Genomic DNA, 24669 nt, shown 5'->3' on the forward strand with positions numbered 1-24669 from the left:
AACAAAGAGCTGAAAAATCGATATGAGAAATATGATGAATTCGGTTCGTAAGGTATATCAGTATGCAGAGCCCAATTTAACCGTCATTGGTTGGATGGGCTTTTTGGGTTTCCCTGCTTATTACTATGTGTGGGCGCAAATGTTCCCGCAAAGTTACGAATCTCTACCTCTGCGTTTGTTTTGTTCGTTACTGTTTGGCGTGATTGCTTTGCGTCATTACGTGCCTGCTTATCTACAGCGTTATCTGCCGCTTTATTTTTCGATTTGTATTCCTATTTGCTTGCCGTTTTTCTTCTCATACATGATGTTTAAGAATGACTGGTCAACGGTGTGGGTCATGTCCTTTATGGCGGCGATCTTAATTCATGTCTTGTTGGTCTATCGAACGTCACTAATGCTGCTGCAAACGATTAGCGCGATTTGTGCTTCGCTTCTATTGGTTTATGGCCCCAATATTGATGTTATTGCCAATCACATCGTATGGCCCTACGTGCCAATCTTTGCTTTCACCTATACTTTTGGCAACGTCTTCTACCTACGCAGTCAAACGGAATATCAAAGTCAGGTCTCACTGGCAAAATCCTTTGGTGCTGGTATTGCCCATGAAATGAGAAATCCACTCAGTGCGTTAAAAGCATCGTTAGATGTACTGGAGTCTCTGTTGCCTAAAATGGCCAGTAAGACGGATTCGGCAACGCCTCTGCACCTTGATAAACAATCGTTATTGTTGGCGAATGAGGTGATCAATGATGCCAACGAAGCAATTCGTAGCGGTACGGAAACCATCGATCTGTTGCTTACTTCGATAGATCAGAACCGGATCACCAATGCGACCTATCGTAAGCATTCAATGCGTGAAGTGGTGGAGAAAGCGATAGCCAGTTTCTCCTATCCAAGTAAAGTGGACAAAAATTGCGTATCGATTTCACTCGAACAAGATTTTTTCTTTTTTGGCAGCGATACGTTGCTTAAATACACCTTGTACAACTTGCTAAAAAACGCGTTTTACTACGGAATACGCGACAATTTCATTATTTCAATCGAGCTCAAGCGATGTAACGGCGTTAACCACTTAGTGGTACATGATAATGGCGTCGGCATGAGCGCCGAAGTGCGTAAGTATATCTTTGAAGATTTTTATACCTATGGAAAAGCGACTGGTCATGGCTTAGGGCTGCCATTTTGCTTTAGAGTGGTTAAAGCGATGGGTGGGGAGATTCGTTGTCGTTCGGAGCTGAATCACTTTACTGAATTTACGATTTCATTACCGCCTTATAGCTCAGCGGCGGTGAATAATATTAAGCTTGATATGATGAAGGCCAAGTCGGTACTTTATATTGGCACATCGAGCATGCTGAAACGTATTTTGGAGGACAGTGCGTTTTATCAAGGCTTTAAACTCACTTCAATGACACTAGAAAAAGCCCTCAACTGCGAAGAGTACGAGTTTGAGTATGATGTGGTGATGGTAGATATTGACAAAAATATGGCCAAGCAAGCCAGCCTTGAGGCACTGGAGATGAAATTCAGTTTTACTCAAGCACGAATTGTTTATCTATACGATAAAGAGTCGGTGTACAGCTATAACATCGAACGCAGTGTTGAATTTTATCCAGTTGAAAAGCGTCAACTCTTAACTCAATGCCGCCAAGTGATGGATCAATTGTGTTTTGAGTCACCAAAAACCAGCCGCAAGCTCGATCATCGCGAGCAGAGCTACAACGGAAAAACCTTATTGATTGCCGATGATAACCAATCTTTTCGGGCTTATACCGCAATCTTGATGCAGCAGTATGGGTTCAATGTACTGCAAGCGCAAAATGGTCGAGAAGTGATGAACTTAATTGCTCAAGTGCCAGTGGATTTGATTATCATGGATATCGAAATGCCGACGATGGACGGCATTACCGCGGCACGGGCGATACGCTCTAATGAGAGCGAGTATGCGTTAACGCCAATCATCGGTTATACCGGAGACTCAACACATAGTATGACTGAGCGCATCCGCAGTGCCGGGATTAATGATTACTTGGTGAAACCAGCCAACAGTGAACGCTTACTGCAAAAAATTGCTCAGTGGCTCTAATGACTGACTGATCACTACCAATGACTATTCAGATGCTAGCTTTTACTCTCATGGCGGCGAAATCCTTCGGGAAAGTACATTTTTACATATCCAATCGAAACCCAAATAACCAACACAGTGGCGATCGAGAGTTCAAATAAACCGAAGTCGTGTAGCCAGTGCCAACGTGGATGATATTGCTCGAAGAAAGAGGTTAGCCGGTGCATGGCGACGGCGCTGATCACCGACGGAAATGTGACAGCCGCAATCGACGGTTGGAACTTCAATCGCATCAAACGTAAGTAGCACAGGTAGATCATCAACGTCATGGTGATCGCAATACCTGCTAAGGCTCCGGTAAGAATAGGATCGGGCTGCTTGAAGTTAACCAAGTAGGTTGCCAAGGTTAAATTGATTGGTGCCGCCATGATGGCGAGAGTAGGCCTTGCTCTACGCGGTAACATCCCTTCAAACACCAAGCGATAAAGCACCAGCGGCAGCATGAAGAAGTAAATCGTAATACAGATGTTGACCAAGGTTTCTGAAAAAAGCGTATGGCCAAATTGCGTTCCCGCCAGCGAACTGCTGATGAGTCCCACCGGATACAAAAACCAACTCGGCACAATGTTCGACATTTTGAAATTGGTCAGCTGAAAGCCAAAAAACAGCACCATCATGGTGAGATGTAACAGCAATGCAGCAAACCAGATAGGGTAGGCAATAATCGGGGAGATCACCGCGAGATAATCACACAGAATTAAGAGTGCCATACTCATCGGCGCCATCAGGCTACCGCTCAATGGATGGCGTAAATCAGCGATAAAGATTTTTGGATTAGTGAAATACTTGATCAGCACTGGCGCCAGTAGTAGAGCACCTAAGGCGGCAAGATAAGGGCGGATCACTTCACCAATTTCCGGGATATACAATGCCCACGCATGACCAAGCCCGATCATGCCAAGAGCTAAAGCCGCCTGAGAAGGGGGAACGTTTTGAAATTGTGTCAGCCTTCTCCAGTTCAAGCCGAGCTCCTAAGATATATATTTTGCACAGCTATTTACTGTACTTGATCGCCAAAATGATGGGTAACATAGATAGCCCAATCGAGAGGCGCAGATAATATCAAGCTCGGTGCTAGTGATGCAATTCTCAATTCCCGTCGCGCGGTAAGTCTTCTTGTCTTAGCTTCTCATTTTTCAGTGTACGGTGGAGTAACTGGCTATAAATCGGTTGGCCACCAAGCATTTGGGCAAAAATCACCGCGCCTAAACTGGTGATGATCAAGGGGAGGATCAAATAGTAGTTATTGGTCATTTCGATCACCAATAAAATACCGGTGATTGGCGCACGCACGGTCCCTGCAAATAGTGCTCCCATTCCGGCAATCGCGAACATACCCGGAGTGATTGGCAGTTCAGGAAACATTTGTTGTGCGATAAGACCAAAGGCATAGCCAAATAGGGTACCTAGGGCCAACATTGGCGCAAAAATCCCACCGGGAGCGCCGGAACCAAAACAGATCATGGTAGTGACGATTCGACCTGCAAATAACAATAACAAAAAGCCTGCCGCGTAATCGCCATTCGTGATGTTAGGAATGAGTGCGATGCCGCCGCCAGTCAACTCTGGCATATAAAGCAACATGATGCCAAAACTGCCGCCAATCAGTGAACCTGTCAGCAAGTAGCGTTTACGGTCATTATTGTGAAAACGAACAAACAGGTCTTGAGAGAAGGTCACTAATCGGTTGAAGATGACGCCAAATATACCAAACAGACCGCCGAGCACTAAAAACAGCCATAAGGTATTGAGTTCTGGTGACTGGTATTGCGGCATAGTGATCACCGCTGATTGGCCATTGATATAGCGAAAAACAATATTGGCCGAAACCGAAGCGATGATCACCGCGCGAATCGATATAATCGAGTAACGAAACTGTGGTCGCATTTCTTCAACCACAAACATAATGCCGGCTAAAGGTGCGTTAAAGGCGGCAGCGAGGCCAGCGGCAGCACCGGATGCGAGTAATGAATGACGGGTATCATCATTCTTGATACGGAAAATGTCCGTCACCATGCGACCAATCGCACCGCCCATTTGAACGGTTGGACCTTCACGGCCAAGCACCATCCCTGAGCCTAACGCGCCCATACCACCAAAAAATTTGACCGGAAGTACCCGCCACCAACGTACGGGACGGATGCCATCCATTGCGCCTTCAATTTCAGGAATGCCAGATCCGGCAGCTTCAGGCGCGAAACGGTGTACTAGATAATAACCCACAAACGCGAGAGCACCACTGATGATAAACGCCGCTAACCATAATGGTAATGCGCTACCAATCTCGGTTTTTAACCACTGGGTTCGGGTTTCAGAAACAAACTGAACGGCATGTTCAAAGTAGGTGCCAACAAAGCCTGCAAGCACACCCACCACTAAGGACATCAGCAATACGGGGATTGGCGTGGTGTCTTTCGAGAGAAACTGATTAATCGCATCTTTAGGCATTTTTGCGAGAAACGATTGCTTAATTTGCTCTCTTTTAGTCATGGAATGTTGTACCTCTTCACTGGGTGGAACGTAAATACTCTTGAATTGGATGCTAAAATTATACGCCCTTACACCTCTAACTATAGCGACAAGAATGCAATATTGATTTCCATATTTGATTATTTGTGACCAATAGACATTAATGTGTTTGGTTGCTTATTTGTTGGATTTTTTAGCTATAAATCACACTTTGAAACTTGCGCTTTAGCTAAATTGAGCCATATTTAAGGTGTAAGGCAATGTGAACCAATTCGCATGGAGGAATAAATGCCTTACCTACAATTTGGATGGAATCAACAATTCATTTCTATAGCCTCGTTTTATATCAGAATGCATCTATAGACACTCTGATTCGCAAACTCACGATTGAGTAACGAGGGATAAGGCGCACTGATGGTGCGCCTTTTGTCATCTAGAGCATAGCCTAACCGTAGCGCCGCTAACTATCCGCCAGCCATTTTATCTACCAATCAAACAATTAGCCTTATAAGGGGCCGTTTTCCGTCATACTGGTACTGCAACCAAGTGGAAGATAAGGGTATAATTTACCTAATATCAGTTCGGAGAATCGCAATGACGTTAAGAGTACCAACCAATATCATCACCGGATTTCTTGGTGTTGGCAAAACCACCACCATCTTAAACCTGCTAAAAAATAAACCTGCTAACGAGAAGTGGGCAGTATTGGTGAATGAGTTTGGTGAAATTGGTATTGATGGGGCGATATTGACTGATCAAGGCGCGTTGATCAAAGAAGTCCCAGGCGGCTGTATGTGTTGTACCGCAGGTGTGCCGATGTCTGTTGGTATTAATGCGTTACTGCGCCAAAAGCCGGACCGTCTCATCATTGAGCCCACTGGACTTGGTCATCCTAAGCAAGTTGTCGCAACGCTGACTTCCGAGCAGTATCAAAATTACGTTGACCTGAAAGCGACGATTGCTTTAGTTGATCCGCGTAATTTACTGATTGAAAAGTACATCACAAACCAAAATTTCAACGACCAACTTGATAGCGCTGATGTGGTGGTTGGTAACAAAGTCGATTTGTGTGCGGTGGCCGATATTGATGCGTTCAACGATTGGATCACCAATCAATCGCCGGCAAAGATCTTCAGTAAACTGGTTAAGCAGGGCGATCTCCCACTGGAAGTGTTGGATATCGAACGTGTACACGGCAGCGCATCAAGCCATATTGAACATCACCATCACGATCACGCCAGTCAAGAGCCACAATTTGAATTGCCACCGGGTGAAGCTTTTATTCGTCGTGAGAACAAAGGGCAGGGCTATTTTAGCTGTGGTTGGTTGTTTGGCGCAGAATATGAATTTGATTTTGATTTGTTGTTTTCAATGTTGTCAGATCTGACCGCTGAGCGTATCAAAGCAGTGGTGAATACCGATCAGGGTACTTATGCATTTAACGTGGCCAACGGTGTGGTGTCAGTCAATCAGATGAGTCTATCAGGCTTTGAATCACGCCTAGAAGTGATTGACTCTCAACTGATGCCTTGGGATCAATTAGAGGCGATTTTGCTGAAATTGTGCGGCATTACACCATCTGATTGCGACAAATAGCGTCGGGCTATTTTGCCTAGATAAAAAGAAAGGGTGACGTGAGGTCACCCTTTTTCTTATTCAGAGATCGCGACTCTATCTTGCAAGAATCATCAATTAACGTTTGTTCTTCAAGTAACGTTTACGGCGCTCTTCTTTCTTTTTGATCTTTTCTTCGAGCTTACGCGCTGTTTCAATTTCCACTTGCACAAGCTCTTCAGTGATCATCTCTGGACGCTCAAGAGTGACTTGGCCTAGTGTACCGCTACGCAGTTCATGCAGCAAAATTTCAGAGGCTTTGTGTAAATCAACACGACCACCAGAGCGCAGTGCTCCGCGACGACGGCCAATTTCTTCCATTAGCTCAACATCGCTTTCCGGCAATTCTTCGATCTGGTAACGCTCTTTCAGCTTTTCTGGATAAGCTTGTGCAAGGTATTCAACCGTGTAGAAAGCCACTTCGTCATATTCCATTGCCGTATCTTTTACCGCGCCGGTTGCGGCAAGGCGGAAACCGCTGTGTGGGTTTTCCACTTTTGGCCATAAAATCCCCGGAGTATCCGACAATACAACCCCATTTTGCAGGTTAATACGTTGCTGACGACGAGTCACCGCAGGTTGGTTACCAGTGATCGCAATAGTACGACCAGCCAGTGAGTTGATAATGGTCGATTTACCGACGTTAGGAATACCCATGATCATGGTGCGAATGTTTTTACCAATCTCTTCACGGTGTGGTGCCAGTTTTCGGCACAATTCTAGAATCTTTTGTACTTCTTGCGGCTGTGATGTGGTGATCGCCATCGCTTTAACATTTTGCTCTTTTTCCAGATGCTCAATCCAAAGTTGAGTCATTTCTGGATCGGCAAGATCACGTTTGTTCAGCACTTTTACTACCGGTTTATCACCACGTAGTTCGGAGATCATTGGGTTTTCACTACTAAATGGAATACGAGCATCTAGCACTTCGATGATGACATCGATTTGAGGGATCGCTTCTGCAATCTCCTTCTGTGCTTTGTGCATATGGCCAGGGAACCATTGAATATTACTGTTAACCATTTGAATTTACCGCCTTAATTGTATTGTCGTTCTCTGGTGGGGTATCAGGTGGGGTACCAAATCGTAAAATTAGAATTTAAGTATCGCTTTTGTTCCTAATCTTTTTATTTTTCAAAAGACACCAAGGATTCTATAGTCAGATTTTAGCACTTTCTTTCCGTTAGGGGGAATCTTGTTCTTAGATAGGTATTTAAGAGTTTATCAACTATATTTTTAAGCTCAGTCAATTAACATTGTCATGCCCTCATTATTCGGGCATTAGTAAGCGAGCTAAAACAGTTAACGTCGCATTCAATCCGAAAACTAAAGGAACAATCCAGCATTTGGCATTTGATGTTACAGGACTGAAGATCTGCGGAGAGGGCGAGTGGAAGTACAGTACCCAAATCAAGTTTCGCACCGAAGATATGAACGGCTTCCAAATCTGTCCAAGCAGACCCACCAAAGAATCATCGAGATCTCTGGCGATGGTGCAGGGAAGTAAGGTCAACTCTACAATCTAGCTAGCGGTCGGTTGCCAAAAGCTCTATGGTTCAAATAAGCATTGGAAAAAGAAGTACGGTGACCATAAACGTTCTTGCTCTCAGAGACGGCGATGTTCCGTGTGAAGAAACTGCTCTGCGGTACATTAAGCTTAATAAATTACAATGGTCAGGTTGGTGAGACTTATGCAACGATAAAAGAGTTAAACAAGCTCACAGGGCTAGGTATGTCTGAAACGGTAGTAATCGCCTAACAACGAATCATATTAGGCGCATTTTTAACTGAACTCAAATTGGGAAACAGGTATATACGTACCTCAAAATACAATGGCTAATTGAAGGGTACGGTCGCTAATATATATTCGACGTCTTTCTTGGATAAAGACGAGTGCCATGATGTAATTCGCTCATTACTATCTATTCAAAGCTACGGTCTATAAAACCTGTGTTCTAACCAGAGTGTAGTAAGGATTGTTTACTGTTTCTTTATTAGCTGTTGAGAGCCTGGTTGCGTATTGGGATGTATTTCTTTTTATTCAATTTACACAGGGTAAAGCTCTATTAATATCATATTCACTATTTTTTGCTAAAACATGCCACGCTATGCTCCTGAGCTTGTTTGCTAGAGCAACGATAGTATTGGCTTTACCATTTCGAGCAATAAGACCTCTCAACCAATAGCCCATAACATACTCTTTTCCTGCCCCGCATCGGATAACCGCACGAGCACCATGAATGAACACCGTTCTTAGGTCTCGATTACCATATCTTCGATATTGCTCTGAGGCCACTTTTTTCAGCCGTACTGTTTTGTTTGTGGACCAGTCCGCACCATGCGGAAAATTGCCGACCTTTTTTAAACTGTTTACCAGAGCCAACCTCACTGATGAATGCAGCTGTCAGTAACGGGCCAAAGCTAGGAATACTTATAATGGTGTTATACCGAGGGTGCAGTTGACCTAACACTGTTATCTTCAGTGTGGTTACATCTATTTTCCCACTAATATCCATGAAATCATGGTATAGAGTTTGCGGTAAATCCCTCATGACACTAGACAGTTCGTTTTCTGCATCTTCGATGGCTAGCGGTAACTGGTTCCGTAGCACATTAATAGACAAAGGGAAGATAATCCCATATTCAGCGGCTAAGCCTCTTACTTGATTACAAGTGCTGTTCTTTGTTCTACCAAGCGTTTACAGACGCTACGTACTGAGGAATCCCCTAATGATTTTGATAAAAATCATAAATTTAAGGTAGATGCACATCTTGTCATGTGATCAAATGGTTCTGAGAAAAATCAATAACCAGACAACAAGATGTGCGAACTCGATATTTTACACGACTCTCTTTACCAATTCTGCCCTGAATTGCACTTAAAACGACTCAACAGTTTAACGCTGGCTTGCCACGCATTACTTGAATGTAAAACGCTCACTCTTACCGAACTTGGTCGTAACCTGCCAACGAAAGCCAGAACAAAACATAACATCAAACGAATCGACAGATTGTTAGGTAATCGTCACTTGCACAAAGAGCGACTCGCTGTATACCGTTGGCATGCCAGCTTTATCTGTTCAGGTAATTCGATGCCCATTGTTCTTGTTGACTGGTCTGATATTCGTGAGCAAAAACGGCTTATGGTATTGCGGGCTTCGGTGGCACTACATGGTCGTTCTATTACTCTTTATGAGAAAGCCTTTCCGCTTTCAGAGCAATGTTCAAAGAAGGCTCATGACCAATTTCTAGCCGACCTTGCAAGCATTCTACCGAGTAACACTACACCGCTCATTGTCAGTGATGCTGGCTTTAAAGTGCCATGGTATAAATCCGTTGAAAAGCTAGGTTGGTACTGGTTAAGTCGAGTCAGAGGGAAAGTGCAATATGCAGATTTAGGTGCGGAAAACTGGCAACCTATCAGCAACTTACATAGCATATCCTCAAGTCGCTCAAAGACTTTAGGCTATAAGAGGTTGACTAAGAGCAACCCAATTTCATGTCAAATTGCACTGTATAAATCACGTCCTAAAGGCCGAAAAAATCAGCGTTCGACACGGACTAATTGTCATCATCCGTCACCTAAAATCTACTCCGCTTCGACAAAAGAACCATGGGTTTTAGCGACTAACTTGCCCGTTGAAATCCGAACACCAAAGCAACTTGTTAGGCTCTACTCGAAGCGTATGCAAATTGAAGAAACCTTCCGAGACTTGAAAAGCCCAGCCTACGGTTTAGGCCTCCGTCATAGCCGAACTAGCAGCTCAGAGCGCTTTGATATCATGCTGCTAATCGCCCTAATGCTTCAACTGACATTTTGGCTTGCTGGAGTTCATGGTCAGAAACAAGGTTGGGATAAGCACTTCCAAGCTAACACTGTCAAAAATCGAAATGTACTCTCAACAGTGCGCTTAGGGATGGAAGTTTTGCGGCATTCTGGCTACACAATAACGAGGGAAGACTTGCTCGCGGCTGCAACCCTGCTTGCTCAAAATCTATTCAAACATGGTTGTGCTTTGGGGAAATTATGAGGGGATCCCTCAGTGCTGAGTTTGTACGAGAGGATATGACAGACAAGCACTACCGCTTATGGTCGATCAATGATGATCATCCTGCGATGATTCGTACTATTGAAGAGAGCAACTTTGTTGATCTAGAAATATGGGCATTGCCAATGGCTGCGTTTGCCACGGTATTAAGCAATGAGCCAGCAGGCCTTTCTATTGGCAAAGTTAAGTTGGCTGATGGTAGCGAGATACTTGGTGTACTAGGTGAGCCTTGTTTAGTCGAAGGCCAAAAGGAGATCACTCATACTGGCGGATGGCGTAAATACACTGAAGCGTTGAGCTAATGTTCTAGATTTTTATTCCAGTCATCTCATTAGCTTCATCGCTATACCCTACACCGAGATGGCTGGAAACAATAATAACAATCGAGATAAAGGGTTTGAATTATGTCTAATAATAGAAAAAGCAATGATGCACCGAACACCGCATCAGGTTTTCAGATTGCCATGATCCTCCTTGGTATTCTGGTTACTCCGGTTCTTTTGGCTTCATCAAGTTTAGGTAGCCAGTTGGAGCTGGGCAATGCGGCGATGATAATCGCTGTTGGTAGTTTGATTCTTACCGTTCTAGCGGTAATCAACATTTCAATTGGCGAGCAAGCTCGTTTACCTACCTATGGTATTGTTAAATTTTCTTTTGGTAAGCAAGGCGCTATTGCAATCAACGTGATTATGGCGATCAGTCTTTTCGGCTGGATTGCTGTTACGGCAAATATGTTTGGGCACAGTGTACATGACTTGTTGTCTGGCTTTGGCTTATCGCTTCCGGTGCCAGTGTTAGTTGCTATCGGTTGTGTGATTTTTGTCGCTTCTACCGCAGCTGGTTTCGAGATGCTGGGTAAAGTGTCTAAAATGGCAGTACCTGTAATTGTGGTACTTATGTTTGTGGTGCTATTTGTTGCAACAGGTGCTGATGTTGCTTCAACTGAGAAGTTGCAACAATTGCCATTTGGTACTGCGGTTTCATCGGTTGTAGGTACGATCATAGTGTTAGTGGCAACCTCTCCTGATTTTGGCAGTTTCGTGCACAATCGCAAACACGCAATGATTGCTGGCGCATTAACGTTTGGTTTGGCTTATCCTGTGTTGTTTTTTGTTGGCGCAGTTCCTAGTTCGTTGACGTCAGAAGGTTCATTGCTTGGTGCGATGGCTTTAATTGGTACCACGCTACCAGCCGCTATTTTGCTGATCTTTGCGTGTATCACTGGTAATGCAGGTAACATGTTCCAAGGTACGTTAGCCGTCTCGACACTATTTACTAACATTGCGAAATGGAAGATCACCGTCGCGCTGGGTATTCTAGCGACGATTCTAGGTAGCATGGACATTATGGGTTGGTTTATTCCATTCCTATTATTCTTGGGTATTGCTACACCGCCAATTGCTGGCATTTACATTGCTGACTTCTTTATTAATCGCCGTCAAGGCTACGATGAATCATTACTAGAGAAAGAAGCTGCGGTAAAACCGATGACATTCGTGGCTTGGGGTATTGGCTCATTGGTGGGGTTTGCGACTGTAAATGGTATGTTTACCCTAACGGGTATTCCTTCAGTAGATTCAATTCTGGTTGCCTCTTTAGGTTACGCGCTATTGTGTCGAACAAAACCGCCAGTGGAGGTTTTGAGCAAATAAATTATTTTGCCAAATTTTCATATTGTTCATTTTTAACCACCGCCAAAAGCGGTGGTTTTTTTATGCGTGTCATTCCGTTCTTCATCTTTCTAACCCTTTGAACATTAATCGAGGTTCGTGAACCGTAGTGATGTAATCACTGCGTTTCCTCCCCCCAAAACTATGTTTGCAATACGCTCCAAAAAATACAATTAATCTAAATGATAGTTAATTTATCTCAGCCATTATGTTGGTGTCAGCGCTGGCGTTTTTTGTATTAAGAAGAGAAATAAACATGTGTAATGGACGTAAAAACAAAATACTTCCTTCATTTATTGAAGAACGCTTGGATTTTTATATTGCTGATCTGATTGCAAGTAATGACAACAAAAAACACTTAGTATTAGGCAAGCGACCATCCAATGATGCGGTGGTGATGCAAAGTAATGATTACTTATCACTGTCCAATCATAAGGAGATTCTACAAGCGCATGGCAAGGCCATTTTGGGGCTCAATGACAACGTCGTTATGTCGGCGATTTTTTTGCAAGATAGTGAGTCGAAGCCCGCTTTTGAGGTTCAACTGGCGGATTATGTTGGTATGGAAAGTTGCCTCATTTCTCAATCTGGATGGGCAGCAAATATTGGCTTACTCCAGACGATTTGTACCGAGAATTCACCCGTGTATATTGATTTTTTTGCCCATATGTCGCTTTGGGAAGGCATTCGATATGCTGGTGCGAAGGCTCATCCATTTATGCACAACAACATAAAACACCTGCGCCGACAAATTAAACGCCATGGGGCAGGTGTGATTGTTGTGGACTCTGTCTACAGTACTATCGGAACGATAGCGCCACTGCGTGATATCTACGAAATAGCACGTGAATTTAACTGTACGTTAATCGTAGATGAATCCCATTCAATAGGGACTCACGGCCCGAAAGGCGCAGGGTTAGTAAAAGCACTAGAACTCAATGACCAAGTGGATTTTATTACTTTAAGCTTAGCCAAAACCTTTGCTTATCGCGCTGGTGCTATATTAGGCCCGACTAAACTGGCTAAGACGCTACCATTTGTTGCTTATCCCGCGATATTTAGCTCGACCGTATTACCTCAAGAACTTGTGCGTCTAGAGAAAACGTTAGAGGTGATTAAAGGAGCAGATGCTAGGCGAGCAAAACTGTTTAACAACGCAGAGGCCATAGCATCAGGGTTGAGGAATATTGGTTTTCGCATCCAGAGCGAGTCACAGATTATCGCTTTAGAATGTGGGAGTGAGAGGAATACTGAACGTGTGCGTGATTTCTTGGAGCAACGAGATGTGTTTGGCGCAGTGTTTTGTCGGCCAGCCACTGGGAAAAACAACAACATCATTCGCTTTTCAATAAATGTAGATTTGACAGCTTCTGATATCGACCGTGTGTTATCTACGTGCCAAGAAGCGTTTAATCATCCCGAGTTAGAGTTCGCGTCATAGCATACTTAACGTTAAATAATTTATAGTAAAAGTGTGGCGTCTCACTCTCGCCACAGTCTAAGCCCTAGCAGCAATGCTAGGGTCTTTTCTTTTCTAGACACTTGGTTTATCGTTTAAGCGACAATAAGGGCGACAAATGACACAAGAAGCGACCTTATTATTAAATGCCTATTCGATGATTGAGTATATCCCGGCTTTTTGTATTGTGTGTAAGTTAACTACACTCCGTCATCACTCAATACGGGAAGTGCCGAAATTGCGCTATCGCTCATTAAAGTGAGCGGATCAATGCAAAGGCTAGACTGCTGCATACTGAACGTGTTTTTTTTTATCCAATTTCTAATCAGCATATTTGCTGTTCCCCCTTTGGCGTACGCCCGTCGTAAATCGCCATCGGTTAAGGGACCTTGCAAGTTTCCTCGGTCAATGATGGCCCGGTTTTGCACATCACATCTACCGCATCTTGTTGTGTTGCTTCTGACGAACAAAAAAGCTCTCTTATGTTGCTCATCTAATAGCTGTTAGATATTGGTTAATAAACGGTTCTCCAGAGAGCCTGTTGGATGAGAAAGCGCAGGCTCATTATGGTTATTGGCTTGTGAAATCCCATTAAACGAAACGAGCTTTATTTCAAATTGAGCCCCAAAATAATCTAATGCTAATCTAGGATCTTGTTCATCTAATATTTTTTTCCCTAAAGCTTCCAATAGTTCAGCCATGAAATCTTTGACGGGTTGATCTGCAGTAGATAAGTACTGCTCAAGAGTGTGATCTTTCATTTACTACCTAGCCATAACGTTAACTATCAATAGATTATAGTGGAGTCCTTATTCAACAAAGGACACAAAAATGGAAACTATTAAAACCATATTAAATGGCAATCACTATCGCTATTCTTTGCACCGCTGTGTAGATTCCGACCAGTATGCGCTCTTCTTATTGGGCGCTCTACAAGACATAGAAAGTGTGCAGAATTTCTCTACACATTTTGCTACAAAGTTAAACTGTATCACCATTGAGGTGCCGGGTACGGGTCATACAGAAAACCTTGAATCTACGATTAGCATTCGTGATCAAGCAATTATGTTGCGCGATTTTATAGATTATTTAGGTGTGCATAGTGCTCATATTATTGGTTTTTCCTACGCTACCGCGGTGGCGGTAGAGCTTTGCGATGTATGGCCCAATGTACTCACCATGTCAATTTGTGGTGGTGTACCAGGCATTCCTTCATCTGGGCGACTTGCAACAAAAAAAATGATTGCAGCAGCAATGGAGAGTCCGCAAAAATTTGCACATTCTTTTACTGAGTCATTAACCGTTAGCCATAGCGATATTCCAAGAAATAAAGCCATCATAAAAGCCACGGTTAGGAACATCACAAAGATGGGCCAAGAACGTATTGACGTGTTTTTTGAAAATTCCGTCAGGTTACTTGTTCATACCCCTTCTAATATCACCAACATCGCTGCACCATGTACAGTATGCGTAGGTGAACTTGATCCTTATGTGACAAAAGAAACCGCTGCTCAGTTTGCAAGCCAGTTAAAGAATGGTCGATTTGTGGTGATTAAAAACGCTGATCATCTCGTCCATTTGCAATACCCAGATAAAGTCGCGTCAATCATGTTAGCGCAGGCAACTGCATCGATTGAATTACAAAAAACGCTCGTCGCTCTAACCTAAATAATTCGGAATTATTGTTTATTTTTGTTTTGACATAATCAACTCAAGTCTTTGCGTATTTTGAGTTGATTATGTTCACTCGAATGCACTAGGTAGCATTTTTAATGTATATCTTTGATAGAGTAGTCAGGATTTCAACAGCGCGCTTCTTACGTTCTCCGTTTAGAAGACGCAATGCCTCAACGATCAGTGAATCTCTCATGTGTTGAACTTGTCGCAATTGGTGAAATTGCGGGAATTGGCGCATTTCACTGGTAAAGTGAACGTGAGAGTTGAGTTCAAACCCAAGCTTAACTCTAAAACCAATCGCGACGGAAAAATCACGAACTTTATTGACGTTTTCGAGCTGAAGATATTGGTATTCAGATAGACCAAGTACTCGAGCTATCACTTCAATAGGAATTTGGTTCTCTTCTCGAAAGCGCTTTACCGTTATTGCAGAAGATCGATAGTAATCAATAGCAAACGCATTGATATCAAGCACGGGAGGAGGGAGTAAATCATTGTAGATTATGTTGGGATCAACGTGAGATTCGGCTTCGGTACGAAACATGATGAATTGAGCGCTGTTGTCTTTACTCATCATGTTGGTGATTAAATCGAGAAAAAGATTAAATTGTTCGCTAGGTAAGCGACCGATACAAAATAACGCTTCGATCGCCTTGTCATCCATTCCACGATAGTGCTCTTTCATTTTAAGGGCAAAGTAAAAACTGGTCATTGGTACCATCATGATCCAAGACATTGCGGCGACCATGTGTATGGGGCGAATTGAGCGATAGCTTTGCTGCATATAGCGCTTTAACGTTGAGCCATTCAATCCTGACACGCGCTGTTCAAGATCGTGAAAAGACATTTTTTGCGCCCGACGAACAAACGACATCGATACGGCGATATCAGTATCAATCGTTCTGAGCAAAGTATCGAGCTTTTGGATCTTTTCCTCAGTCGCGCTGAGTCTTATTTGGTCGACACGATTAAACATACAATTAAATCTCGTTAAAAAGTATGGGCCGAACAATATCAATTCGGAATGCTGTGACTAATAGGGAAGATTAGATTCTACTTCTTTCTGGTAGTTGGGCAATATGGTAATGTTTTTTGAACGAAAATAGTTCGATTTATCTTTGTTGCTATATGATGTTACAAAACAAAGACGATAGTAAGTTCCTACATTGTTATCGTGTTAAGAATGGCATTCATTCGTGAACTACTCAGCTGGTTGCAACGTTAATTGGAATAGGAAACCGCTAAACTTCGGTTCAACCTTGCTTTTTAGCATCTTAAATCGCGTGATGCTCAGTGGTATTGAACAATCAAAATGCCAATACCACTGCTGACCATAGTCGATACGGGAATCATGAAATATAACTAACGGTAGGAGCAGTTTTGTTTGGTCATCCAGACAACATGAAGACTCGTGTGCCATTCCTCGATAAAATGAGTCAAGTGAGCGCAACGATTCCCATGCCCTTATTTAAAGAGGAGTCAGCATTAGGCATTTAGGTTATTCTCAAAAAAAGGGCAGGCGAGATGGTAGTTTAGTGGTTATTGGATAAACGACTATCAAATTAATGGCCTGATTACAATACCAAACGTCTTTCAATGGAACATGGCTTTCTCGCTCAAGAGTTTGATAACGGCGTGCCGTTTGTCGCTCAGCCTAAATCTGAAGCTTGGTTGTTCTGCGCGCTTAAGAAAGGTTATCAACATTGTGCGGCTTTAGAAGAACGCTCGGGTAACGATGATTCACCTTGCTCTTTAAAAGCCGAGCTGGAAGAACATTTGGGTGAGTCAGTTACTCGAGAAAAACTCAATGAGCTCGTAGACGAAGGTCAAATAGATTTGGCTCAAATTACCGATATGAAGTCGATGATCGATTTTCAAGAGTCAATGAAAGAAGTGCTAGGGCGCATGTTGGGTATGCCCTTTGAGTAACGTGTTTTTAAACAACGATAATACGATTTTAATACTTTAAGCTATTTAGTGAACAAGGGTGTTTTGTGCAAGATAATCTTAATTATGTAATGCTATACGTTTCATTAGCTGTTCTAACTATTGGGTTTATTTGGGGGATTTTTTTAGTTAATAAAGATAATTCTTCCAATGTTGTGGTTACAGTACCGGGTTTACTTACATCAGGAGGCGTATTTTTTACGTTCTTTGGAGTAGCTCTTGGTCTTTATGACTTTGACCCAGATGATCTTAACAACAGTATATCTACGCTGTTGAGTGGTTTAACACTTGCTTTCTGGTCAAGTATTGTAGGCATGGGTTTTTCCATGCTTTTCAAAATGTGTTACCTACCTAAGTACTACAGCAAGCAATCGCAATTAACGGCTGACGATATGCAGAATGTCCTCTGTTCTCAGCTATCTGAATCCAAAGCACATCACCAAAGTAGCCAAAAGTTACTCTCTGAACTTGTTAGTGAAATGCAACGGTTAAGAGCATATTCATCGCAAGAGCACGCTCAAAGCCAAGAGAGTTTCAATAAATTAACTAATGAAATTAATCTGTTTTCTTCCTCGGTATCTTCACAAGCTTCACAACAAATTGCGGAGTCACTGCAAAGCTCAATTGAAGGCTTTAATCAAGGTTTAATGGGGCAATTTGGGGCAAATTTTCAACGTTTAGATGAGTCCGTTCTCAAAATGTTGCAATGGCAACAGCAATATAAACTTCAGGTAGAGCAATTGACCAGTGCGTTTGAACATGCTGTGGAAAGTGTCGTGGCTACTGAACAAAGCTTAAGTGTGATAAGTAACCATACTCAAGCGATTCCCGATGCTATGGTTCGGCTATCTGAGATCACTGATACGTGGAACCAACAAATTACGGAACTGGATCAGCGTTTAGAAGCTTTTAGCACTATGCGTGATAAAGCTGTGCAAGCCATGCCAGAGCTTCAGAAGCAACTGGATGAATTATGTCAGCGAGTTGATAAGTCTATTTTGAACACCTGTGAAAGCTTAGAAAAAGGTGTACTTAAAGCTTCAACAGAACTTCAAGACAAAGCTTTGGCATTGAGCGAAAAGCTGGTAGAAGCGACGGATGGTATAGGTGGTGATTTGAGTAATGCTTCAGGGCAAATAGAATCTATGACCAACCACTTAGCTGAGTCTTCTGACAAGATTAAAGAAACTTTGCATGATTCAATTAGTCAGCTAGAAGATAAGTTGAATAGTTTGGTTAATGGCACTAAAGAAGATGTTCTTGATATTTCGAAAACGCTGTCAAATGTGAATGAGAGTTTAATAGAAAAGCACCGTGAACAGTTAGATAAAAGCGAACAACTGTTGATCAAAGCACATGACTCAATTGATAAGCGGATTGAAGAGACGATGAATCAGCAAATGATGGGCTCGCTTCAAGTGCAGAACACGATAAAAAGCCACTTGGTTGAAAGTTCTGCCGTATTCCATCAAAACATTCAGCTTGAATTGGAAAGGATATTGACTGACTTGGGTAAAGGCTTACTCGATATCACGGCAGAGTATTCAAAAGCAGCACAACGATTGAACAAAGAGCTACATCGATTTGAGCCTGTTGAAGTATTAGAAGAGGCGAGCTGATCATGCACAATGGGCTTTTCCAATCGCGGACTGCATCTTCTGGTGAGGAGCATTGGCTTTCTGTGACCGATTTGATGGCTGGACTGATGGTGATTTTTTTGTTGATCAGTGTGGCGTTGATGAACAGAACAGATATTGAAAAAAGGGCTATTGAGCGCATTGCCGTAAAAATAAGCGAAAAGCAGCTAGAAATTCATAGGGCATTGGCTGAAGAGTTTGAGGAAGATTTTAAACGTTGGGAAATAGATTTTAATGAGCAGAGACCGTTGATCATTGATTTTAATGCAGAACGTTATAAATTCACTAAAGGTAAATCGGCTCTCCCTGAGGAACTAACTTTTGTTTTAGGTGAGTTTTTTCCTCGCTATTTGAGTGTACTGGAACGCTATAGGAACGACATCAAGGCCATACAAATAGAAGGGCATACTTCTTCTGGATGGAATAATGATGATTCAGAGTTTGATGCGTATTATAAAAATATGAATCTTTCACAAAATCGTTCAAAGCAGCTTTTTGATCACATTATGTCTCAAGGTGAACTACTTCAAAAGCATCTATATTGGTTGAGAACCAAGCTGTCAGCAATGGGCTATGGCCCTTCTAAGCTCATACTCACTGAAAATGGGCATGAAGATAAGGAGCGGTCACGCCGCATTTCATTTCGTGTTATAGCTGACACCGATATTATCATGAAAGATATTTTAGAGGCCCAATGAAGCTAAACGTTGACCTAAGCGAATTTAATAAACTAGTTGATGAAAATGTCTCAGAGCGGCTGAGCCAGTTTTCAATCAGTTTAGACTCTTTTAGCTTTGATAGACTTGATGAGCAGAGGAAAATTCCACATTTGGTTACAGGTTTCGACTTAGATATTTCTTTAAATGGGCAATTGCTTAGTTATGATGGTCACGGTGTCATTGTATATATCAAAGAGCACTCTGACTTATCTAAAGCTGTAGCTGACCCATATAACGAAGCAAAGCGATATCATTTGACCGACTGTAAAACTATTCAAGATGAAAAGAAAGACAAACGTTTTGGTCGTTTAGTGGCTCTCCGTTATACGGAAGGAGATATTCCCATCTGTGACGACAAAGACAATACAGATGATGCCAAGCTTGTTGTCTGTGGGCGCTGTTTGCGTAAAGTGAAATACCTTCCATATATAAAAGCTGGTAGTGATGAAGAGAAAAAGCGTGTTCAAATGGAATTCAGTTTGCGTGAATTCCTAAAAAAACAATACAGCTTCCCAGAGGAAAGTTTACCTTTTCGACATGCCGAATTTAGCAACTTTTCCTACACAAGTGACTGGAAGAGCGTAAGCGAGGTATACAAGTTAAGTCACAACTACAGTTGTGAGGAATGTGGCGTAGAGTTAAAACAAAGAAAAGAATTGCTCCATACACATCATATTGATGGGGTGAAATCTAACAATCATCCTGCAAATTTGATGGCATTATGTGTTGAGTGCCATAGCAAACAGCCCAAGCATAAGCACTTAAAGCCTAACGCTGGAGTATTACGATACCTCAAGGAAAAGCGTATGCTCTGAGCTTCCAATCAACCTGTAGTGGTCAACTAAAATTGGCCACGGTTTTAGAGTTTTCCCAATATAATCGTTCTGACTCATTAGGAGTTAGACCACCGTTATACTGATGTGGCCTGAGTTGGCAGTAATATCCAATGATGTAGCGAGTGATCTCTTGTTGAGCCTCAGCAAAGCTACGATAACCCACCATTGGCACCCATTCCGTTTTCAGACTTCTAAAGAAGCGCTTCATCGGTGCATTATCCCAACAGTTTCCTCTGCGAGATAAACTCTGTTTTATTTGAAAACGCCACAGTAATTGGCGGTATTTACGACTGGTATAGTGACTACCTTGATCGCTATGGAACATGACACCTTTTGGCTTGCCGCGAGATTCATAAGCCATCGACAAAGCTTTGCCTGTTAGCCGACTATCAGGTGATAAAGACATCGACCAACCAATCACTTTACGAGCAAAAAGATCGATCACAACCGCTAAATACATCCACCGATTACCTGTACAAATATATGTAACATCGCCAGCCCAGACTTCATTTGGCGCAGTAACCGCAAACTGACGACCTAAGTGATTTGGAATCTCAATGTGTTCTTGTGAAGCCTTTCTGTAACGATGCTTTGGTTCTTGGCAACTCACTAAACCAATAGTTTTCATAAACTTTGTTGCTCGGTATCGGCTCAGCTTTACGCCCTGATTTGTGACTATATCGGCAATGGTTCTCGCTCCTGCTGAGCCATTGCTTGCGGCGTGAGCCTCGCTCACTAAGCTGCGAAGTTTTACTGCATCAGCATTGATTACCGTTGGGCGTTTATGCCAATAGTTATAACTGCTTCGATGAACATTGAAGACTTCGCATAATGTTTTTATGCTGTAGCTCTGCTTGAGTTTCTTGATTATCAAGAATTGTTCAGTGAGTCCGACATCAACAGAGCCGTAGCTTTTTTTAGTATTTCATTATGCTCTTCAAGGAGAGCCAGTTTCTTTTTTAGTTCCCGAATTTCTATTTGTTCAGGGGTGATAGGTGAAGCTTTCGGTGCTTTCCCTTGGCGCTCTTCTCTTAACTGGCGAACCCATTTATCCATAGTGGATTTACCCACATTCATGGCTTGAGCTGCTTCAGTCACTGACTAGTTTTGATCTAGGACTAACTGCGCAGCTTCTAACTTAAATTCAGCGATAAATAATCGTCTTGTACGTTTTGTCATAGTGTCACCTGTTAATTTATGAGGCGATGATATCACCTCTAACTAAGTGACCAAATTCACTATGCCACTACACTGATCAGATCGTAGCTTCGTTACACTAAATTACGTAACAAAGCCTCCCTACATCTCAATACATCCTGTTAAGATTCAACTATGGCCACTATGCAAACTTGAATCACCTGACGATGACCGAAAATCACTAAGTTAAAAAATTCGACATGTATCACATATCGCTCTTGTATGACCATGGCTGTTTTATCATGCCGAATTTCACTCTTTCTTTGTGCAAAGTTAATATTATTAAATGCTTGTGATTGTAACGCAGTGAATTAAAACAAATTCATAGATAGAAATTATCGATCTTGTCGATCATTTCAATTTATTGATGTGATCGTGATGATAAAAAAAAATGATCGATCGATTTTGTTGTTCGTGATGTCAATTAATCTGGTTGGATTCTGTATTTTTAAAGCAATACACTGATTTAAATCATAAATAATGTAAATTTGTTGAATTTTTATTTGTGGCTCTAGATGTTTGCGATGAATCTCACTAAAAATACTAATAGTTATGAATGCGTATGTTTATAAGCAATAAAGGTGTAGGAGCTCTTGCTGCAACACATAAAGGGAAATGCAAAAAAGGAGTTTACTGTATAGGGGCGTTTTCTAAACTCTCAGGCGTTTAATATGAGAATATCTCTAAATTAATGTATCAATAGTATGATTTAGTGATTTAGTGATTTAGTGATTTAGTGATTTAGTGATTTAGTGATTTAGTGATTTAGTGATTTAGTGATTTAGTGATTTAGTGATTTAGTGATTTAGTGATTACCATCGTGATAGTGCTCATAACGGGATCGACCTTACAAGACTATTAAGGAGTTATGGAGCAGTGACATCGCATGCTGTTTGCATTATTGCATCAGATGAAGTGCCAAAAATATCATTATCATATGTATTTCTGCTTATGTGGATGATATATGGTTAAAACTTTCGATGTTGTCTTTATAAAATAGAGACGCGTGAAAAAAATCAAACGAAATAAAATGAAAGTCATAGGTATTGGTTGCGATGAACATACATCAGAAACAGAGTGAGTGCTTTGGAGGGGTTAATATTCATTGCTTGCTGTGTGTCAAAGCTATGGAATGTCAGGATTATTTGGCGGAATTATATCCCATGGAAAGTTCTGAATTAGTGCAGGAACCTCTGTCCATTACATTTACGAGTAAAAACTGCACGCAATTTAAAAACGGAGCTTAGATTTAATGTGAACACGATTCATGAACATAAAATAAATGATAAGGATGCCAAGTTGAACTAGTTAATGGGGTTCTATTGATAGTGGTTTATAAAGAGAATGAAGCGTTCAATTATGTGAAAATAATTGCAATTACAAAAGTAGCTAAGATTTAGATAACCCCAGGCTACATGAAACTGAAAAGTGCGGTTATTTTTGTTTGGGTTATTCTCTGCGTTAAATAATTTATGCAATAAATAAGGTATATCGTGAAGCTATTCAGACTTTTACCAATAAAAGTAAACTTACAGATTGTAATTATATTTTCCATGTTTTCAATGGTAATAGGCGTGATGTTATCTCAATCGTCGTTTATCAGCAGCGTGGAGTCTAAAAAAATATTATCATTCATACTGTTGTTTCTTTCTTTTTGTATTGTTGTATTCGCCATTCTGGCTTATTTTAGAATTGTGCTGATGCTAAAAATATTCAGCGCGCATATGGACCAACTTTGTTTGTTTGACTTGCGAGAAGGACCAGTTTGTGAATACCTTTCTCGTTACCCTGATACAAATGATGAATTTGGTATATTAGCTAAGAAGCTGCGCGCCTTTCGAATACCAATACACACTTTAATTACAACATTAACCAATGAGCGGATAAGCCAATTATCAGTTAACCAACTGCAAATTTCTGAAATTATTACGGCAAGTCAGGCCAACATCAAACGAGAGTTTGCTGAAATTGAGCAAGTTGCCACAGCGGCTACAGAGCTGGCGGCTACGGCTGGAGAAATTGCACGTAGTGCCGCTGATGCAGGGGAGATAACTAATACAACTATCGAGGTGATAGAACTTAGTTCTGAAACCTTACAGCGTTCAGGCGCTATTATCCAAGAAATGAGCTTATCGATGACTCAGACATCTGAAATAATGAATGAACTTAACACACAATCAGAACGTATAAGCTCGGTCATTGAAGTAATTAGTAGCATTTCAGATCAAACGAACTTGTTAGCATTAAACGCAGCGATTGAAGCGGCTCGTGCTGGTGAACAAGGGAGAGGATTTGCAGTCGTTGCTGATGAAGTTAGATCTCTTGCGGCGAAAACTCAATCATCAACTATTGATATACAAAACACTATAGGTACACTTCAGACTCTTTCTCACTCTGCACATCAATTTACCAATACAAACATGACCCTTATGAAAGAATGTCAAACAATTGGAGTTGAGTTAGAAGAAGCTTTTCACGTTATAGTGGATAAAGTACAAAATGTCGCAGATATAACACTCATGGGTGCCGCTGCCGCTGAAGAGCAATCATCTGTAGCTAATGATATTTCTCAACGCTTAGAGAAAATTAATACTATTGCTTTAGAAAACATAAATAATGCGCGTCAAACTGCTCAGGTCAATGAAAATATTACAATTTTATCTGAGGAGCTTAAACGTGAAACCAGCGTATTTACAGTCTGAGTTAGAGGTTAAATATAACCAGAGATTGTGTTTTTTATGTGAGAAGAATAATAGTTACATATATGTTTTTAATAGTAAATGCCTTTGTGAATCCTGTATTGATATCGCACATGGTTTGATTACCAATCGCATCGTGAAACCTACTTCAGATATAGAATCGGAGTTATTTTCATTGTTGTTTGTTCTAGAGAGAGAAATGGAATTTACTCGATATACTTTAAATAAAACAAGTGAACTTTCAGAAATACAAGAAATGCTAAAAAGTAATATTGAAATTATCGATGCACTCCCTAGGACATTTACTGATGTAAGTGAAACTTTAATTAACCAGTATATAGATAAGATTAACCAATATAAAACGATGTTGCAGTTATTTATATGCTGATATTAAAGTGACTATTCACTAAGCTTGTCTTGATCAAAATGTTCAAAGATTAGTTCAGATTTGGTATTAAGCGGAAGCTCAATCTTATGGGCGCTAGGATGGTTTTTATAGGGTTATTATAAATGATAAAATTCTGATAAATAATGCTACCACAATTTACATGCTCAAGTGGATGTTAATTTG

Annotated in this window: 18 protein-coding genes and 3 pseudogenes; 14 read left to right on the forward strand and 7 right to left on the reverse strand. The window is 41.5% G+C overall.

What is annotated here, in order from left to right:
- The first annotated feature begins 34 nt into the window (after positions 1-34).
- Positions 35-2086, forward strand: a complete 2052-nt coding sequence (locus tag RJD38_RS18675) for a hybrid sensor histidine kinase/response regulator (RefSeq protein WP_065546062.1) — start codon at positions 35-37, stop codon at positions 2084-2086.
- A 35-nt stretch (positions 2087-2121) separates the two neighbouring features.
- Here the strand turns inward: RJD38_RS18675 and RJD38_RS18680 are convergent, their stop codons facing one another.
- Positions 2122-3087 carry a TDT family transporter gene (locus RJD38_RS18680; protein ID WP_065546063.1) on the reverse strand — a complete coding sequence of 322 codons (966 nt, stop codon included), beginning with the start codon at positions 3085-3087 and terminating at the stop codon, positions 2122-2124.
- Positions 3088-3214: 127 nt separating this feature from the next.
- On the reverse strand, positions 3215-4615 hold the full coding sequence (gene clcA, locus RJD38_RS18685) for a H(+)/Cl(-) exchange transporter ClcA (RefSeq protein WP_065546064.1): 1401 nt from the start codon (positions 4613-4615) through the stop codon (positions 3215-3217).
- A gap of 573 nt (positions 4616-5188) precedes the next feature.
- On the opposite strand from clcA, the gene RJD38_RS18690 reads away from it, so the two are divergent.
- The gene (locus RJD38_RS18690; protein ID WP_005598691.1) at positions 5189-6190 is read left to right on the forward strand and encodes a CobW family GTP-binding protein; all 1002 of its coding nucleotides are present in this window, start codon (positions 5189-5191) and stop codon (positions 6188-6190) included.
- A gap of 96 nt (positions 6191-6286) precedes the next feature.
- Here RJD38_RS18690 and ylqF read toward each other — a convergent pair whose 3' ends face one another.
- Complete coding sequence (gene ylqF, locus RJD38_RS18695) at positions 6287-7231, reverse strand: ribosome biogenesis GTPase YlqF (protein WP_065546065.1); 945 nt, start codon at positions 7229-7231, stop codon at positions 6287-6289.
- 257 nt (positions 7232-7488) lie between these two features.
- Between ylqF and RJD38_RS18700 the strand changes: the two are divergent.
- Positions 7489-7967: pseudogene (locus RJD38_RS18700) on the forward strand (IS5/IS1182 family transposase); the annotation flags it as partial.
- A gap of 282 nt (positions 7968-8249) precedes the next feature.
- Here RJD38_RS18700 and RJD38_RS18705 read toward each other — a convergent pair.
- A pseudogene (locus RJD38_RS18705) lies at positions 8250-8927 on the reverse strand (IS110 family transposase); the annotation flags it as partial.
- 103 nt (positions 8928-9030) lie between these two features.
- On the opposite strand from RJD38_RS18705, the gene RJD38_RS18710 reads away from it, so the two are divergent.
- The 4 genes from RJD38_RS18710 to cqsA all read left to right on the forward strand — a co-directional run bounded on the left by RJD38_RS18710 (position 9031) and on the right by cqsA (position 13368).
- Complete coding sequence (locus RJD38_RS18710; protein WP_032073033.1) at positions 9031-10239, forward strand: IS4 family transposase; 1209 nt, start codon at positions 9031-9033, stop codon at positions 10237-10239.
- Complete coding sequence (locus RJD38_RS18715; RefSeq protein ID WP_367971458.1) at positions 10236-10559, forward strand: glutamyl-tRNA amidotransferase; 324 nt, start codon at positions 10236-10238, stop codon at positions 10557-10559. The genes RJD38_RS18710 and RJD38_RS18715 overlap by 4 nt, the downstream gene beginning before the upstream one ends.
- Before the next feature lie 102 nt (positions 10560-10661).
- Positions 10662-11909 (forward strand): cytosine permease, encoded by a 1248-nt coding sequence (locus RJD38_RS18720; protein WP_065546092.1) that lies wholly within the window; start codon positions 10662-10664, stop codon positions 11907-11909.
- A 274-nt stretch (positions 11910-12183) separates the two neighbouring features.
- On the forward strand, positions 12184-13368 hold the full coding sequence (gene cqsA / locus RJD38_RS18725; protein ID WP_065546093.1) for an alpha-hydroxyketone-type quorum-sensing autoinducer synthase: 1185 nt from the start codon (positions 12184-12186) through the stop codon (positions 13366-13368).
- 521 nt (positions 13369-13889) lie between these two features.
- On the opposite strand, the gene RJD38_RS18730 is transcribed toward cqsA, so the two are convergent.
- Positions 13890-14147 carry a hypothetical protein gene (locus RJD38_RS18730; RefSeq protein ID WP_065546094.1) on the reverse strand — a complete coding sequence of 86 codons (258 nt, stop codon included), beginning with the start codon at positions 14145-14147 and terminating at the stop codon, positions 13890-13892.
- Positions 14148-14217: 70 nt separating this feature from the next.
- On the opposite strand from RJD38_RS18730, the gene RJD38_RS18735 reads away from it, so the two are divergent.
- Complete coding sequence (locus RJD38_RS18735; RefSeq protein WP_065546095.1) at positions 14218-15054, forward strand: alpha/beta fold hydrolase; 837 nt, start codon at positions 14218-14220, stop codon at positions 15052-15054.
- A gap of 88 nt (positions 15055-15142) precedes the next feature.
- Here RJD38_RS18735 and RJD38_RS18740 read toward each other — a convergent pair whose 3' ends face one another.
- Positions 15143-16039 carry a hypothetical protein gene (locus tag RJD38_RS18740; RefSeq protein ID WP_065546096.1) on the reverse strand — a complete coding sequence of 299 codons (897 nt, stop codon included), beginning with the start codon at positions 16037-16039 and terminating at the stop codon, positions 15143-15145.
- Positions 16040-16659: 620 nt separating this feature from the next.
- Between RJD38_RS18740 and RJD38_RS18745 the strand changes: the two genes are divergently transcribed.
- The 4 genes from RJD38_RS18745 to RJD38_RS18760 all read left to right on the forward strand — a co-directional run bounded on the left by RJD38_RS18745 (position 16660) and on the right by RJD38_RS18760 (position 20181).
- Positions 16660-16992, forward strand: coding sequence for a hypothetical protein (locus RJD38_RS18745; protein ID WP_231893196.1), 333 nt, complete (start codon positions 16660-16662; stop codon positions 16990-16992).
- 65 nt (positions 16993-17057) lie between these two features.
- On the forward strand, positions 17058-18629 hold the full coding sequence (locus tag RJD38_RS18750) for a hypothetical protein (RefSeq protein ID WP_083163576.1): 1572 nt from the start codon (positions 17058-17060) through the stop codon (positions 18627-18629).
- A 2-nt stretch (positions 18630-18631) separates the two neighbouring features.
- Positions 18632-19345: an OmpA family protein gene (locus tag RJD38_RS18755; RefSeq protein WP_065546097.1), complete on the forward strand. Its 714-nt coding sequence runs from the start codon at positions 18632-18634 to the stop codon at positions 19343-19345.
- A complete protein-coding gene (locus tag RJD38_RS18760; RefSeq protein ID WP_065546098.1) occupies positions 19342-20181 on the forward strand; it encodes an HNH endonuclease in 840 nt (279 codons plus the stop codon). Before RJD38_RS18755 ends, RJD38_RS18760 begins: the two co-directional genes overlap by 4 nt.
- A gap of 22 nt (positions 20182-20203) precedes the next feature.
- Here RJD38_RS18760 and RJD38_RS18765 read toward each other — a convergent pair.
- Positions 20204-21381, reverse strand: a pseudogene (locus tag RJD38_RS18765) (IS3 family transposase).
- 1511 nt (positions 21382-22892) lie between these two features.
- On the opposite strand from RJD38_RS18765, the gene RJD38_RS18770 reads away from it, so the two are divergent.
- Both RJD38_RS18770 and RJD38_RS18775 read left to right on the forward strand, forming a co-directional pair.
- On the forward strand, positions 22893-24101 hold the full coding sequence (locus tag RJD38_RS18770; protein ID WP_139127308.1) for a methyl-accepting chemotaxis protein: 1209 nt from the start codon (positions 22893-22895) through the stop codon (positions 24099-24101).
- Positions 24076-24486: a hypothetical protein gene (locus tag RJD38_RS18775; RefSeq protein WP_065546100.1), complete on the forward strand. Its 411-nt coding sequence runs from the start codon at positions 24076-24078 to the stop codon at positions 24484-24486. Before RJD38_RS18770 ends, RJD38_RS18775 begins: the two co-directional genes overlap by 26 nt.
- Positions 24487-24669 lie beyond the last annotated feature (183 nt).

The organism is Vibrio scophthalmi (assembly GCF_040869025.1).
In the GTDB taxonomy this organism is placed as follows: domain Bacteria; phylum Pseudomonadota; class Gammaproteobacteria; order Enterobacterales; family Vibrionaceae; genus Vibrio; species Vibrio scophthalmi.